General features: G+C 59.2%; 14 protein-coding genes. 9 read left to right on the top strand and 5 right to left on the bottom strand.

Features of this window, described 5'->3' with window-relative positions; translation table 11 throughout:
* Positions 1–6 precede the first annotated feature (6 nt).
* From ACUXUR_RS04465 to ACUXUR_RS04445, 5 genes are all read left to right on the top strand, one after another.
* Entirely contained in the window at positions 7–2,235 is a 2,229-nt protein-coding gene (locus tag ACUXUR_RS04465) for an ATP-binding protein (RefSeq protein WP_445501134.1), read from the top strand.
* Entirely contained in the window at positions 2,236–2,685 is a 450-nt protein-coding gene (locus tag ACUXUR_RS04460) for a response regulator (RefSeq protein WP_445501133.1), read from the top strand.
* 11 nt (positions 2,686–2,696) lie between these two features.
* On the top strand, positions 2,697–3,746 hold the full coding sequence (locus tag ACUXUR_RS04455; RefSeq protein WP_445501132.1) for a sensor histidine kinase: 1,050 nt from the start codon (positions 2,697–2,699) through the stop codon (positions 3,744–3,746).
* A gap of 149 nt (positions 3,747–3,895) precedes the next feature.
* On the top strand, positions 3,896–5,188 hold the full coding sequence (locus ACUXUR_RS04450; RefSeq protein ID WP_445501131.1) for an amidase: 1,293 nt from the start codon (positions 3,896–3,898) through the stop codon (positions 5,186–5,188).
* A 74-nt stretch (positions 5,189–5,262) separates the two neighbouring features.
* On the top strand, positions 5,263–5,652 hold the full coding sequence (locus ACUXUR_RS04445) for a YbaN family protein (protein ID WP_445501130.1): 390 nt from the start codon (positions 5,263–5,265) through the stop codon (positions 5,650–5,652).
* Here ACUXUR_RS04445 and ACUXUR_RS04440 read toward each other — a convergent pair.
* On the bottom strand, positions 5,649–6,668 hold the full coding sequence (locus ACUXUR_RS04440; RefSeq protein WP_445501129.1) for a calcium-binding protein: 1,020 nt from the start codon (positions 6,666–6,668) through the stop codon (positions 5,649–5,651). The genes ACUXUR_RS04445 and ACUXUR_RS04440 overlap by 4 nt on opposite strands.
* 566 nt (positions 6,669–7,234) lie before the next feature.
* Here ACUXUR_RS04440 and ACUXUR_RS04435 point away from each other — a divergent pair.
* From ACUXUR_RS04435 to ACUXUR_RS04425, 3 genes are all read left to right on the top strand, one after another.
* Positions 7,235–8,827: an isocitrate lyase gene (locus tag ACUXUR_RS04435; RefSeq protein WP_445501128.1), complete on the top strand. Its 1,593-nt coding sequence runs from the start codon at positions 7,235–7,237 to the stop codon at positions 8,825–8,827.
* A 742-nt stretch (positions 8,828–9,569) separates the two neighbouring features.
* Complete coding sequence (locus ACUXUR_RS04430; protein WP_445501127.1) at positions 9,570–11,552, top strand: M10 family metallopeptidase C-terminal domain-containing protein; 1,983 nt, start codon at positions 9,570–9,572, stop codon at positions 11,550–11,552.
* 21 nt (positions 11,553–11,573) lie between these two features.
* Entirely contained in the window at positions 11,574–11,801 is a 228-nt protein-coding gene (locus tag ACUXUR_RS04425) for a hypothetical protein (RefSeq protein WP_445501126.1), read from the top strand.
* Positions 11,802–12,071: 270 nt separating this feature from the next.
* On the opposite strand, the gene ACUXUR_RS04420 is transcribed toward ACUXUR_RS04425, so the two are convergent.
* The gene (locus tag ACUXUR_RS04420) at positions 12,072–12,413 is read right to left on the bottom strand and encodes a DUF6894 family protein (RefSeq protein WP_445501125.1); all 342 of its coding nucleotides are present in this window, start codon (positions 12,411–12,413) and stop codon (positions 12,072–12,074) included.
* 117 nt (positions 12,414–12,530) lie between these two features.
* Positions 12,531–13,283 carry a hypothetical protein gene (locus tag ACUXUR_RS04415; protein ID WP_445501124.1) on the bottom strand — a complete coding sequence of 251 codons (753 nt, stop codon included), beginning with the start codon at positions 13,281–13,283 and terminating at the stop codon, positions 12,531–12,533.
* 502 nt (positions 13,284–13,785) lie between these two features.
* Here ACUXUR_RS04415 and ACUXUR_RS04410 point away from each other — a divergent pair.
* Positions 13,786–14,091, top strand: coding sequence for a hypothetical protein (locus ACUXUR_RS04410; protein ID WP_445501123.1), 306 nt, complete (start codon positions 13,786–13,788; stop codon positions 14,089–14,091).
* Positions 14,092–14,344: 253 nt separating this feature from the next.
* Here the strand turns inward: ACUXUR_RS04410 and ACUXUR_RS04405 are convergent, their stop codons facing one another.
* Positions 14,345–14,548 (bottom strand): integrase core domain-containing protein, encoded by a 204-nt coding sequence (locus ACUXUR_RS04405; protein WP_445501270.1) that lies wholly within the window; start codon positions 14,546–14,548, stop codon positions 14,345–14,347.
* 173 nt (positions 14,549–14,721) lie between these two features.
* Positions 14,722–15,021 (bottom strand): hypothetical protein, encoded by a 300-nt coding sequence (locus ACUXUR_RS04400; protein WP_445501281.1) that lies wholly within the window; start codon positions 15,019–15,021, stop codon positions 14,722–14,724.
* Between the last annotated feature and the right edge of the window lie 885 nt (positions 15,022–15,906).

Below are 15,906 nucleotides of genomic sequence, written 5' to 3'. Positions count from 1 at the left end.
AGCCAAATGCCTCAAGAGATTGACCTGACGGCTTGTGAGCGCGAGCCGATTCACATTCCCGGCAGCATTCAGCCACACGGCGTCCTGTTCGCCATGTCCCGTGCAGACAGGACGGTCACGCACGCAAGCGCCAATGCTGCGGCAGTCTTCGGAATCGATCCCGCATCAGCTTTGGGAAAAACCTTCCGCGAGGCACTGCCTGAGGTGGCCGCGCAGCTGGACGCGGATGTTGCAGAGCCGGCGCCTGTGGGTGCCGCGCGCTATGTCGGTACCATCGTACTGAAAACACTCATGGGCGAAACGGCCTTCGATGCCGCCCTTTCCCGCTCGGATGATTATGTGATCCTTGAGCTGGAGGCGGTGCCCGAGGACACGATCTCCAGCATTGACGCGCTTTATCCGGCTCTGCGCCGCTTCGTGGAGGAACTGCACGGAGCCTCCACGGTCAATCGTCTCTCTCAGTTGGCGGCGGAAGACATCCGCCGCATGACGGGATTCGACCGGGTTCTTATCTATCGTTTCGACGAGCGGTGGAACGGCACCGTCATTGCCGAGGACCGAAACGGGGCTCTGCCGTCCTATCTCGATCTGCGTTTTCCTGCCTCCGACATCCCGGCTCAGGCGCGGGAACTCTACCGCCGCAATCGCCTGCGCATCATCCCCGATGCGAATTATACGCCAGTGCCGATCCAGTCTCACGATCCCGCGTCGCTCGATCTGAGCGACTCGGTGCTGCGCAGCGTTTCACCCGTGCATCTCGAATACATGCGCAACATGGGCACGCCCGCCTCCATGTCCATCTCGATCCTGCGGGACGGCGCGCTCTGGGGGCTGATCTCCTGCCACAACAGCAAGCCTAAGCGCGTCTCGTTGCCGGTGCGCAATGCCTGCGACTTCCTCACCCAGATCTTCTCGTCGCAGCTGGAAGCGCGGGAGAACACAATTCTGGCGGAGAACAGGATGCGGCTGGGTGCCGTCCAGGCGCGACTTCTCGCCTACATGGCAGGGGAAAACTTCTTCGTGGATGGCCTCGTGAACCATCCGGCCGACCTGATGCTGCTCGCCGGTGCCCAAGGTGTTGCTATTGTCACGGACGAGCATTGCTGGTGCTTGGGCGAAACACCCGGAGAGGATGAGGTCAAGGCGCTCCATGCCTGGCTGTCCGAGCATCACCAGGAAGACCTATTCGTCACGGATCGCTTGGGCGAACTCTTGCCGGAAGCGAGAGCCTATGCGGACAAGGCGAGCGGCCTCCTTTCCATCTCCGTCTCAAGGATGCGCTCAAGCTACATCCTCTGGTTCCGGCCCGAGATGGTGCAGACCGTCAAATGGGGCGGCAATCCGGAAAAGCCCGTGCAGGAGGAAGCCGGCACATTGCGCCTCCACCCCCGACGTTCCTTCGAGATCTGGAAGGAAACCGTACGCGGGCGCTCGCTTTCCTGGGATCGAAGCGAGATCGAGGCGGTGAAGGAACTGCGCAATGCCATCGTCGGCATCGTGCTGCGTCGCGCAGAAGAACTCGCCGCTCTGGCCGAAGAGCTGCATCGCTCCAACAAGGAACTGGAGGCCTTCTCCTATTCCGTGTCCCACGATCTGCGCGCGCCGTTTCGCCATATCGTCGGTTATTCGGAACTCCTGAAGAAGCAGGAGTGGAGCGGCCTCTCCGACCGCGGCAAGCGTTATATCGAAACGATCATCGAGTCAGCTTATACGGCGGGAACGCTCGTCGACAATCTGCTGCGCTTCTCTCAGATGGGACGCACGGCGCTCAAGCCTCGCAATGTGAATGTGAGGGAACTCGTGGAGGACATCCGCCGGAAGCTTGCGGAACATGCGGGGGATCGCCGGATCAAATGGACCATCGGCGACCTGCCGGCCATCGTGGCAGATCCGGCGCTCATCCGACTCGTGTTCGAGAATCTCTTGGATAACGCCGTCAAATATTCTCGAACGAGGGATACATCCCGCATCGAAGTGGGTTCCTATAGGGATAATGGGGACATCGTCTTTTTCGTGCGGGACAACGGCGTCGGCTTCAATATGAAGTATGTCGACAAGCTGTTCGGCGTTTTCCAGCGACTGCACCGGACCGAGGATTTCGAGGGGACCGGGATCGGATTGGCCAATGTTCGCCGCATTGTCGAGAGACATGGGGGACGCTGCTGGGCCGAAGCTCAGCCAGACAAGGGTGCGACCTTCTTTATTGTCCTGCCCGATAATGAAGGAGCGGCGTGAATGCCGGAATTGAAACCGATCCTGCTGGTTGAGGACAACCCGAAGGATCTTGAACTGACCCTGGCCGCCCTGGAGCAGAGCCAGCTTGCCAACGAGGTCGTCGTGGTGCGCGACGGCGAGGAGGCGCTCGATTTCCTGAACCGCCGCGGTGCGCACCAGAACCGCAACACCAGTGATCCCGCCGTGGTGCTGCTCGACCTCAAGCTCCCGAAAATCGACGGGCTCGAGGTGCTGGAGAAGGTGAAGGCCGATCCACATCTGAGGCAGACGCCGGTGGTGATGCTCACCTCTTCGCGAGAAGAAAGCGATCTGATCCGCAGCTACGAGCTCGGCGTCAACGCTTTCGTGGTGAAGCCGGTGGGCTTTCGCGAATTCTTCGATGCGATCCAGGATCTCGGCGTGTTCTGGGCCATCCTCAACGAGCCGCCACCGGGGCGGGCTGATCGTTAGGTTTTGAGCCCATGGACCAGCCGGCCGTTCACCAATCCAGCCGATCGCTCCGCATCCTCCTCCTGGAGGATAGCGCGCTCGATGCCGAGCTGGTGACAGAGGCTCTGTCCTCAGCCGGTCTGTCGGTCTCGATGGAGCGCGTCATCCTGGAGGAGGATTTTTCCCGGGCGCTCCGCGATGGTGAATGGGACCTCGTGCTGGCCGATTACCTTTTGCCCGGTTTCGATGGATTGAATGCTCTCGCCCTCGTGCGGGAACAGTGCCCGGAACTGCCCTTTGTGTTTGTCTCCGGGGCGCTTGGCGAGGAGGTGGCCGTCGAGGCGCTCAAGCGCGGCGCGACGGATTACGTCATCAAGGACAGGCTGGACCGGTTGCCCGCGACGGTGCTGCGTGCGCTTGCCGAGGCGCGCGAACGGGCCGAGAAGCGTCAGGCTCAGGACGCCCTGCAGAAGCTTCTTGATGAGCGGACTGCGCTTCTGCATGAGCTCGACCATCGTGTGAAGAACAACCTGCAGCTTCTCATGTCGTTGATCGGCATCGAGATCCGGCATGCGGAGGATGAGGCAACGATCCGGGTGCTGGAGCGCATGAGAGAGCGCCTTCAGGCTCTCGGCGCAGCGCATCGTGATCTCTATGACGGAAAGGGCTCGTCCCGCTTCGACGCCAGCAATTTCGCGCGTGGGATCTGCGAGGAACTGGCGGCTGCAGTTTCCGGTGTGACGATCACCCCCGAGTTCGACGTCGAGAACATCGAAGTGGAAGCGGCAAAGGCCGCGCCCATGGCGCTTCTGTTCAATGAGATCATCGTGAATGCCCTCACCCACGCATACAAGGAGCGGCACGGCAAGCTGAAGCTCTCCATGCGGGTTCGCGACGGCCGGCTCCTCTTTCAGTTATCCGATGATGCCTTCAGTCCCGAGGAGAAGCGGGCGGCGCAGAACGGTGCTTCGGGCGCCATCCTGAAGGGCTTGGCGCGGCAGCTCAGCGCAAGCGTCGAGTGGCCGTCCGACAGGCCTGAGGTGCTGGTGCGCATTCTCATGCCGGTTCAAGAAGTCGGCTGATTGAGAAGCAAGGCGAACTCGCAACAGGAGGCTGCTCTCCCGGCCGATCCATCTTCTGGAACCCGGCCGCGCAATCATCCGACGTCTTGACTCTTCGTCGCGCCCCCTGATGGTGGCAGAGAAAGCTTACATTCAAGTCGGATGCTTCCATGATGACGGTGCGAGACAAGCTCGAAATGATCCTGGCGCGACTGGCGGCCCGGGAGGACGATGAGCGGGTCTTCCTGAACCTTTATCCAGCCGCCGCCCGAGCTGCTGCGGATGCTGCCGACGCACGTCGGCAGGCGGGAATCTCCTTGGGCCCGCTCGACGGCTCGCTCATCTCCATCAAGGATCTGTTCGATGTGGCGGGTGAGCCGACGACTGCAGGCTCCGTCGTGCTGCGTCATGCCCCGCCCGCCGCGCAGGATGCTGCGATCGTTCGCCGCCTGCGCCAAGCAGGCGCCGTGATCCTGGGCAAGACCAACATGGTGGAGTTCGCCTTCTCCGGCCTCGGCCTGAACCCGCATTACGGCACCCCCGGCAATGCGGTGGATCCGTTGCGGATCCCCGGCGGCTCGTCGTCCGGAGCTGGCGTCTCGGTGGCGGAGGGCACATCCGAGATTTCCATCGGCAGCGACACGGGAGGCTCGGTGCGTATTCCGGCCGCCCTCAACGGCATCGTGGGCTTCAAGCCGACGGCGAAACGCGTGCCGTTGGAAGGCGCTTTTCCGCTCTCGCCCAGTCTCGATTCCATCGGCCCGCTTGCCCGCTCCGTGCAGGATTGCGCTTTCGCCGACGCAATCATGGCAGGGGAGGAGCCCCGCACGCTCGAACCCTATCCGCTGGCGGGATTGCGGATCGGTATTCCGCGAGGGCGCCTCTTCTCGCGCGGCGAAGCGATGGTGGAGGAGGCGTTCGAGAGAGCCTTGGGCCGTCTCTCGCAGGCCGGGGCAGCAATCGTCGACCACGCCATCGATGACCTTCTCATGGCCATGCGGGAGACGACCGCAGCAGCCTCCATCGCTTCCATTGAAGCTGCGGAGGTTCATGCGGATTGGCTCGAGAGCCGTTCGGCTGAGATCGATCCGCGGGTTCAGTACTGGCTCGCGCGCAGCAGCGCGGTTCCGGCTCACGTCTATCTGCGCATGATGCGCCGCCGCCACGCCCTGGTAGAGGCTATGGATCAGCGCCTCGCCCCTGTCGACGTGCTGGCCCTCCCGACGACCGCCATCTCGGCGCCTCTGATGGCTCCGTTGGAGGCCGACGAGCAGCTCTACAACGAGACGGATGGCCTGATCCTGCGCAACACGCAAGTGGCCAACCAGTTCGATCTGACGGCCTTGTCGCTGCCGTTGCCGGATTGCGAGCGTCCCGTCGGATTCATGCTGATGGCGCGGCACGGCCAGGATCGCAGGCTTCTGGATATCGGAGCGAGCGTGGAGCAGGAACTGCTGCGCTGATTGGTCGTCAGGCACGATTGGAAGAAGTGTGCGTTCTATCTGGATCATGGGCAGGCAGACGTAGGACAGGAAGCATGCGCAGGTTTCACCTTGCTCTCGGCTACACGAGCCTCGTGCTCGGTATCATCGGGATCGTGCTGCCAGTACTGCCGACGACCCCCTTCGTGATCCTGGCCGCATGGTGCTTTGCCCGATCCAATCCGGCATTAGCCGAACGGCTTTATAAGCACCCCCGTTTTGGCGCTCTTCTGACCACCTGGCGCGACCAGCGCGCCATCGCCTCGCGTGCGAAGATCTATGCGCTGCTGACGCTTGCGCTGTCCTATGTCATCACCGTCGGGCTGACCCGGAGCCCTTATGTGCCTTTCATCCTCGCTGCCATCATGGGCAGTGTTGCTCTCTACATCGTCACCCGTCCGAGCCCGCAAGAGATGACAGCGGATCAGGAGGCAGGCCGCGACTAAACCACGAGAAAATCGGCGTAGGTCATCTTCAGTCCTGTCGAGAGCTTCGTAACGGCGACCTGCCCCGTGGCACCGCTGCCATCCGGGTCATAATAGAGAACTCCATGGGCAGAATCGTAGACGACCCGATCATTGGTGTCATGAGCAGCGGTGCCGGTCCAGAATGCCGATGACCTCAAGAGGCCCGTGGTCCCAAGGGCGGTGAAGACGTTGTTATCGAGCCAGATCCTGTCATAGACGACCGAGAAATCCGAGATCGTATCGAGATTCGTGACGCTATTCGCTCGTGTGTTGAACACGAAGGCATCGTAACCTGAGTTGCCGATGAGGACGTCCCTGCCGTCCCCACCGTAAAGGCGGTCGTTGCCAGAGCCTCCCGCCATGTAGTCGCTGCCGCTTGCTCCATAAAGCCTGTCGTTTCCGCTCTCGCCGTAAAGCTTGTCGTTGAGCGCCCCACCAAAAAGGGTATCATGTCCGACGCCACCGTAAATGCGGTCGTTGCGTGCTGTTCCATAAAGAACATCATTGACATTCATGTATTGGAGCTGGCCGTAGAGCGGTGCCTCCCCTGGGCGGATTCCGATGGGATAGGTCACGGACCAACTGATACCGACGCTATGAAGCACGGAGGCGACAACCGAATTGCTGTTGAGATCGCCCCCAGGAAACTGCTGATAGATATCGAAACTGTAAGGCAGATAGGTGGCATCGATATTCACGGCATGCTGGACCATGACTCTCCAGACGTCATCGGCATTGCGGCCGCCGAGATCCAGCAAGGTGCGATGCCGCTCTTGAGGTGTATCCGATCCGCGCCTGTCGGGAGAGGATGCCAGATCGACATTCGCGAGAGTTCCGAGACTTCCGTCAGACTCGAAGCTGCCTCGGATCACCTTCTCCGACAAAATGCGACCTTGGCTGTCGGTGACCGTCTTCACCAGATAAAGGTGGTGAAACTCGCTATTGATGTCTCCTACGCCGAGGGGCTTGGCTTCGATAGCGATGACCGTCGGCATGGCTGAAATCCTCGTCTCGCTTCAGGCAGGAAGTAGAGACATACCAACGGCGTCCGGAGCTTCACCGTTCCTGCACTCGCGCGAAATCCGTATCTGGTCTCGCGGCTCGCCGCATCGGCGATTGTCCCGTTTGGGTGCCAAGCCTCTTCTGTTGATGTCCTAGATGGATTCTTCATGCCTCTTGTCATTTCTTTGCAAAGGCATCGTCACTGAGTGAGTGATCACCTTTGAAGGTCACGATTTGTAAGGTCTTTACATTGTCGCGCGAGATCACCTCAAAAGTTCTGACACCCGTCTGGCAGTCTGACGAGAGGTGTCCTTTTTCTCTGAAAAAACCATAGACTTAAGATGTATCTCTTTTGAGCTGGCAGGATCGCGCAATGCTGACATCAGACAATTTCCCAATGGGATCAGTCGCATAGCTTTACCACGCGAAGTGTCAAAAATTTACAGATTAACAGATGCTATCTTGTAAAGCTTCACACCTGGACCTTAACTTGTCTTCCCGCTCCCGAACGCCCCGGCTACTTCCTCGTTCAACCTTCCCCAAAGCGAGGATTAAGAAAGTGGCTTACCTAGATCAGATTGCACAGGCTCACCGCACCATCGAAACCGCGAAGACCTGGGATGGCATCAACGCGGAATCGGTTGCGCGCATGCGTCTGCAGAACCGCTTCCAGACCGGGCTCGACATCGCGCGCTACACCGCGAAGATCATGCGCGAGGACATGGCCGCTTACGATACCGATCCGTCTCTTTATACGCAGTCGCTTGGCTGCTGGCACGGCTTCATCGGCCAGCAGAAGCTGATCTCGATCAAGAAGCATTTCGGTTCCACGAAGCGCCGCTATCTCTATCTCTCCGGCTGGATGATCGCCGCTTTGCGCTCCGAGTTCGGTCCGTTGCCCGATCAGTCCATGCACGAGAAGACCAGCGTTCCTGCGCTGATCGAAGAGCTCTATACCTTCCTGCGTCAGGCCGATGCCCGTGAGCTCGGCTTGATGTTCCGCGATCTCGATGCCGCGCGTCATAGCGGCAACGCGATCAAGGAAAAGGAAATCCTCAACGCCATCGACAACTATCAGACCCATGTCGTTCCGATCATCGCCGATATCGATGCGGGCTTCGGCAACGCGGAGGCCACCTATCTTCTTGCGAAGAAGATGATCGAAGCCGGTGCCTGCTGCATCCAGATCGAGAACCAGGTGTCGGATGAGAAGCAGTGCGGTCACCAGGACGGCAAGGTCACCGTTCCGCACGAGGACTTCGTCGCCAAGATCCGAGCCGTGCGCTACGCCTTCCTTGAGCTCGGGGTCGATGACGGTCTGATCGTGGCGCGTACGGACTCGCTCGGGGCCGGTCTCACGAAGCAGATTGCCATCAGCCACAAGCCGGGCGACATCGGCGATCTCTACAACAGTTTCCTCGACTGCGAGGAGATCACGCCAGAGAACTGCATCAATGGCGATGTGGTGATCAACCGTAACGGCAAGCTCATGCGCCCGAAGCGCTTGGCAAGCAATCTCTTCCAGTTCCGGCCCGGCACGGGCGCGGATCGCTGCGTGCTCGACTGCATCACCGCCCTGCAGAATGGCGCCGATCTTCTCTGGATCGAAACCGAGAAGCCGCATATCGAGCAGATCGCGAGCATGGTGGACCGCATCCGCGAGGTTATCCCCAACGCGAAGCTCGTCTACAACAACTCGCCGTCCTTCAACTGGACGCTCAACTTCCGCCAGCAGGTCTACGATGCGTGGGAGAAAACGGGCAAGGACGTGTCGAAATATGATCGCGCCAAGCTCATGAGTGTGGACTACGACAATACGGATCTCGCGAAGGAGGCCGACGAACGCATTCGCACCTTCCAGGCGGATGGCGCCAGGCGCGCGGGCATCTTCCACCATCTTATCACGCTGCCGACCTACCACACGGCGGCTCTGTCCACCGACAACCTCGCGAAGGAGTACTTTGGCGATCAGGGCATGCTGGGCTACGTCCGCAACGTGCAGCGCCAGGAAATCCGCCAGGGTATCGCCTGCGTGAAGCACCAGAACATGGCCGGCTCCGATATCGGCGACGACCACAAGGAATACTTCTCCGGCGAAGCCGCCCTGAAGGCCAGCGGCGCGCACAATACCATGAACCAGTTCGCGGCCTAATCTTCGGTGGGCGAGGCGGGAAACCGCTTCGCCCACCGAACAACAATATCTCTTTCTATGATCGGGAGGATCGGGTCATCCTGCTCCCGTAGGGCCATTCACAACAGGGCGTTCGACCTCAAAGCGGGTCAGTCGGATGGTCGGGGGGCTTCTCGCCCTCGTTTGAGGAAACGGGTCTGAAGGAGGTGTGCCAACGAGCTTGCCATTCCGCCAGTTGCTCATCGCACCTCCATGGCTGACTCAAGGAAGCTGTTTCAGCAACTGTAACCACTGTTCCGGCAGAGGCTCTTGCGCATTGTTGCCATACGCCAGAGCGAGCTCGCGCCCGAGGTGGGCCATGAGATCCGCATATGCGATTGGAGCTGGCACATAAAGCCCTCTGCTCCAGATGCTCTCGTCGACCAGCATGATGGGATATTGAGTTGCAAATCCTTCCTGGGAACAACGCGTTCGCGGTGGAAAGAGTTCATATTTCCGGTCCAGGTTCCTAATTAGCATGGTTGTTGGTGCCATGATCAACAGAGCCACAAGGTGCCCGCGGAATGCGAAGGGCAGGAACTTAATTCCCTATCTGAATGGCCTAGTCCATCTGCCTGAATGGAACGCCCAATCAGGAATCTCTATATCGGTGGCATAGAGACACTGACGGCTACAGCGACTCTTGCTGGCTGGGCCACATGCCGGAAGCCGATCCCCTAAGCCGCAGAACGACGAACTCTGATTACAACAAATGGATGGTCCAATGCCTGCTGTTACTTCGTACAGCTTGACCGGAAACGCCTACATTGATGGTGTCCTGGGAGATGTCAAATGGGCGGTGAACAGCTTCACCTACAGCTTCCCCACTAACGCCTCCTTCTACGGCTCCGGCTATGGCAGCGGTGAGACAGCAGACAATTTTGGTGCGCTGAACACAACGCAGCAGGCGGCGGTTCGCTCTTCGCTGAAGATGTATGCCTCCGTCGCCAATCTCAGCTTCACTGAGATCACTGAGACGACCGCGCAGCACGCAGATCTGCGCTTTGCCAAATCTGATTTGCCAGGTACGGCCTGGGCTTACTTTCCGACCACCAGCGCCGTCGGCGGAGACGCTTGGTTCAACAGCACCGACTACAATGCTCCTGTAAAGGGCAACTACGCTTATCTCACCTTCGTCCATGAGATCGGTCATGCGCTCGGCCTCGAGCATCCCCATGAGAGCGGCATGCCGGCTGACCGGGACGCGATGCAGTATACGGTGATGAGCTATCGCTCGTATGTCGGTGCCTCCACCACCAGCGGCTACGTCAACGAGACCTGGGGCTATGCGCAATCGCTGATGATGTACGACATAGCCGCGATCCAGCATATGTACGGCGCCAACTTCACGACCAACAGCGGCAACACCACTTACAAATGGAACTCGGCCACTGGCGAGATGATCGTCAACGGTGTCGGCCAGGGTGCGCCCGGCGGCAACAAGATCTTCCAGACGGTGTGGGACGGCGGTGGCACCGATACCTACGACTTCTCGAATTACAGCAGCAATCTCAAGGTCGATCTGCGGCCAGGACAGTGGAGTATCACCTCGACGGCCCAGCTCGCGAAACTGCATTATGACGGCTCGAAGGTTGCGGCTGGCAACATCGCAAACGCGCTGCTCTACAAGGGTGATGCCCGCTCGCTCATCGAAAACGCCGTCGGCGGCTCGGGCAGTGATACTCTGACCGGCAACGATGCCGCGAACTCACTCCTTGGCGGGGCCGGCAATGACCGCCTCGTCGGTGGGAAGGGCAACGACATCCTGGATGGCGGCATCGGAACCGATACCGTTGTACTCGGTGGCTTACGTTCGAATTACACCGTCTCAAAGCTCTCGGACGGCTCGCTCCAGGTCACGGATTCACGCTCTGGCTCACCGGACGGTAAGGACCTGATCAAAAATGCCGAGTGGTTCCAATTCTCCGACAAGACCTATTCCTTATCCGAGATAAACAGCAGCGCGATTGCTGTGGCTCCACAGAATCTCAACCGCACTGGCGGGACGGGCAATGATACACTTTCGGGCGGAGCCGGGAATGACACGCTTGACGGGAAGGGCGGCAACGACAAGCTCTATGGCAAGGACGGCAACGACGTGCTGACCGGCGGGGCTGGTCGCGACTATCTCGATGGCGGAGCCGGCGCGGACACCGCCAGCTATGCAACAGCCGTGAAAGGGCTTGTCGCCGACCTGATGGTGACATCCAGCAACACCCAGGATGCGTACGGGGACACCTATGTGGGCATCGAAAACCTGACCGGCAGCGGCTATGCCGATTCTCTGCGCGGCAATGATTCTGCCAACGTGATCCGGGGCGGCTCAGGGAATGACTCCTTGTACGGTCGCGGCGGCAACGACGTGCTGCGCGGCGATGCCGGCGCTGACTTTCTGTCCGGCGGGGCAGGCGCTGATGTGTTCGACTTCAACTCCATCAAGGACTCGCTGCCGAGCGCTCCTGACACGATCAGGGACTTCGTGCGTGGGGTTGATCACATTGACCTGCGCACCATTGACGCCAACAGCAAGCTGTCCGGTGATCAGGCGTTCTCGTTTATCGGCAGTAAGGCCTTCGGCGGCCAGGCAGGTCAGCTGAAGTTCAGCAGTGGAGTCCTGTCCGGTGATATCAACGGTGACAAGGTCGCGGACTTCCATATCAAGGTCTCTGGCATATCGGCTCTCGCCAGCAGCGACTTCTATCTCTGATCAGGCGATGAGGAGACGGCAATGAGCGACTGGATCGATTTCGATCAGTGGCAGGACTGCGCCCGAATGGAGCGGCCCGGCTTCGTTTTCGAAGTGAGGAATGCGGCAGGGCAAAGCCTGTTCACACCCTGCACGTATCCCCTGCAGACGCCCTGGGACTGGACATCAGCCCCGGTGCAATTCCGGCTTGTGCAGGAGCCCAAGCCGCGCCACTCGGCGCCGATCCCTAAACCCCAGCAGCGCCCATAGACGAAATTGAGGATTTAGCTGGTGCGGACGGGCAGGGGTCTCAGGCAGAACCAAGGGTTCTCCTAACCCTCTCGTTATGCCTCCACATATACGCGAAAGGTGAAGCACTTCCGCGACACCACCTCTCCCTCTGAACTTACTGGTCAGCACCGTCTGTGCCGCGGGAAGAGGCGCTCATGCCAGCGAGGCTGATTATGGCCTCCAGCTCTTCTGGAATACCTGCTGTATCGACGTCGTAGCTGGGGCGCCTGCCGCTCGTGGATGATTCCATCATCGCAGCAGAAGCAAGCTCAGGTATTCCGTCACGGCTCCGATTCCGATCAGCAGTCCGTGGATTTGAGTAGCCCGTCTCAACGTAGTGTGCTGAAATCGCTTTGGCGTCTTCTGTTCCGGCGCAGGATCAAGTGGAATGGACAGGAGGACTTGTCCTGATCTGTCGGTGACATTGAGTTGCCACTCCTGCCAGTCTTCGTTGGCCGCGCTGTCCTCCTCTCGGAGTTCGTCGATCGCCTTCAGGGCTTCGGTTTCCGCTGCCTTGAGGTCCGTGACCTCGATGCCAGTCTCGTCAAAGATGGCATCATGATAGCGCACGAGATGAAAATAGCAGCGCATTTGCCGTGCTCTCCTTGGCGCAAGTCAACAGAATGCTGCTTGCAAGATGCTGCTTGCAAGTCGGCTGTTCCAAGACAAGAAGCGGGTGGAGAGAAACCTCCACCCGCTCCGCGTCTCCTATCGGGATGACATTCGGCTCATGAGATTGCACAGAGCCGACATATCCGCCTCATAACTGTCGGGGGACGCAAGCACGGTCGCACAATTGCGACGCAGCTGCTGCCGTTGGGTTTCGCTCATGCGGCTGAGTTCGGCCGTGAGGCGAGCCGTTGGGGCTCGATCGACCGTTCCTGGCGTGGCAGTCCCTGGATTGATGCTGCCTGTCGTGGTGGGATTCCGGATGCCTCCAGGAGGGGAGGAGCCGGCCCCGCCGACATTCCCTGGTGAAGCTCCATTGCCGGAGCTGCCGCCAATGTTGGCTCCTACCCCGGCAGTGACGCCGCTCGCTCCGCCGATGCTGGCACCAAGGCCGACGTCGGCGCCGTCAGATCCGCCGAGGCTGACTCCGACACCAGCCGCTACGCCGCCTGAGCCGCCAATGCTCGCACCTGCTCCGGCGTTGGCGCCGCCGGAGCCGCCCAGGCTTGCTCCCCCACCGGCAGAGATCCCGCCCGATCCGCCGGCATTCGCTCCAGCGCCCGCGCTGATGCCGTCCGACCCGCCGATGCTGGCACCTGCTCCCGCGCTAACGCTGTCAGAGCCACCGATGCTTGCACCCACGCCGGCACCGATCCCATCGGAGCCGCCGATGCTGACCCCGCCTCCGGCATTAACCTGGGCGGCCGAAGGCTGCCAAGCCAGGCACGAGGCCAGCAATAGGGCTACACCCGCGAATGTTTCTTTGCGGCGCAGCAACACAGACGAACTCATTTCCACTCTCCTCTGGACAAGCGGTTCAGGAGCCCCCTTTCCCAAGAAGTAGGAAAATTCGCGGAAGTTCCGATCAATTTCCATAAAGAAGTAATCACAAAGGATGCTTTGATGAGTGAAGCTGAGCCTTATTCACCGTCTATCCAAACGAGGATTCTGCTTGGGCTTTAACCAATCGGTCACGTTTTGAGCGCAGCCTTCTCTTGTGCCCAGTTGGCACGTGCACGGTCGTCTCCCTGTAACTGGCCGTGAAAGGCGGCCACCCTCGAGCGCCACGAACACGGGCGCTCTTCTTTTATGCAGCCTCCGCCTGCGAAGGTGTCCTACCTGCGGCATGACCTTCCCTTGACGCCGTTGCCATGTCAGCAAAGAGGCCTTGAACCCTTCCCGTTTACGCTTACCTTCACGCAAGACCCTTGATCCGGGCCCCTCTGACGTGAGCCAGCTGGCACTTGCGTGATGTCGGATCCCAACTGATCTGACGGCCGGCAAAGAGGTAGCCATGATCCAGGACATTCTCGCTTTCGTCATCAACCTGCTGGTCGTTGATCCTCTCCAGGATGAGATGAACAAACGGCTCGCTGAAGTCCGAGCGCCTCAGGCTGTCATTGCGGATGTGAGAGCATGTGCCGAGGGTTCGCTGCCAAGACTCGCGGAACGAGCCATGGCCGAGCCTGTCTGGGTGGTGACAACCGCCCTCGACGTTTGGACGGGTAGGGCAGCACCAGAGGATGTGCTGAGCACATCCCTACAATGCGAGAGCACCATTAAAGCGGCACGCATGTATCTCGAAAGCCGTGGAGCATAGATGGCGAGGAATGAGTTCCCGTAATCCTCTCTCCAACAGGGATGATGTTCATTGAGCGAGGGTACCTGAACAGCCCGCATCGAGGTTCAGAACCTCGCGGGAGCGCTGCATAAATTCCGTTCGGTCCTCCCTCCCGCTTGGCGGGATTTCGGTTTTGATGCACTCGAAAGAAAAGCGCCCGAGTGCATAGCCGACGGCGAGGGGCGAAGTAGGGTGGCCTGCCCCATGTGGGTGATCCGTGTGTGATGTAAATTCAGCGTTGGTTCCGGCGCCAGCTTGGAAGCCGGCAGCAAGACTTCTGGTGCGGGCGCCCCATGTTGTAGTGCCGTCGCCAGCTCTCGATGATCAACTGAGCCTCCTCGAGCGTGTAGAAGATCTCTCCTTTCAGCAGTTCGTCCCAGAGCTTTGAGTTGAAGCTTTCACAATAGCCGTTCTCCCAAGGGCTGCCCGGCTCGATGTAAGCTCTCCTGTCTCCCGCAGCCGTGATCCAGCCAGCGGTCCGACAGCTACACCTGAAGCGGGGGCTTGGCTGCGTGCAGAGGTGTGCGGGTGGTGACCGTGAACTGAAACCGGCAGGTGCCGCTTGAGCATTGCTGCCATGCCTGGAGGCCTACTCTCGATGTGTATAGCTTAATCTGCCGAATTATGAGCGGAGGACTTGCGCTGCTGGCTCCGCAACTCTGCAAGCAGCTTTACATAAGGTGCCCGCTTTCTGCGGTAGCTCGAGATCAGCGCCTTACGCATGAGCGTCTTGATGTCTTTATGAACAAGACTCTGATTTATCCTGACGAATTCTGGTTCGTACTGATAATCAATGGTGCTCAGTGTGCGAGACACCCAAAGTATCTTTAAATCTATCTCCGTCAGATTTACTCTAGATCTTGAGATATTGCGGCCATACAAGGCGTGGTTATTTTTGATTCCCCACATGGCCATTCCTCCGTATTTTTCTGATATGAAAAGATAACTTGTCCAGTTGGCAGAGGGCAATATAGGCTATCCATTCTTAGTAGGTGGCAGCTCCTCTCTAGAGAGGTAATCCCGAAATCGTAGGCTGGTACGGCGTGGCCATGGAGGCGTAGGCGCGGACTTCCCGCCTCACCGGGAACAGGGCTGAACATAGGCTGAGCGATAAGCTCTCAAGATTTTTCAGGATATGTCGGCGCCTTCCTGCCGTCGTGAGGGCAGGCGTTCTTTCACTATCTGTAAGGATACTTGAATTGACCAGCCTGAGACGCAGGATGAGACTGTCTTGGCTGACGTCATCGGTCCTCCTCTGTGAAACTGAGGTTCCTTACGAGGAGCCTCTTTTGTTTAGCCAAGGTTGCGCCTCTTCCCGGCCTAGATTCTAGGTCCCACGCTAAAGCCTCCGCTTCGGAGGAGCCTTGGCCAGTGTAGTCTCAGCCGTAATCCTGGCGCCGCATCTGCTGCTTTTAGCTGACGCAGCAGATGGATTAGCCTGAGCCCTGGCACTTTGTTCGGACCTTGCCGTTGTTGCCGTTTCTCATGATCCACTGGAAGGCGGATTTGCGACGAGCTTAGGCATTTCCCGGACCATCCAAGTCACCATTTCATCATGGGTTGTGAGGTGGCGTGGCATAGGAACAAAGGAGCCTTGAGACTCATAGATAGCGAGTTGATCCCGCGTACCTAGGATTGGATCAAGGTTGGTCTCTAACTCAGGCTCTATCATCCTACCGCCGAACCAACTGACAAGCAGCAGAAGCATCCCGAGAGAGCCGGCAGCGATAAACAGCAATGACATAGCTAAGTCTACGACCAAGCGTTCTACCCTCGTAAGAAACGGACCAGGTC

The sequence above is a fragment of the Microvirga medicaginis genome (assembly GCF_052658925.1).
Note: the sequence above shows the minus strand (reverse complement) of the source record. Positions and strands in the feature narration are given on the sequence as shown.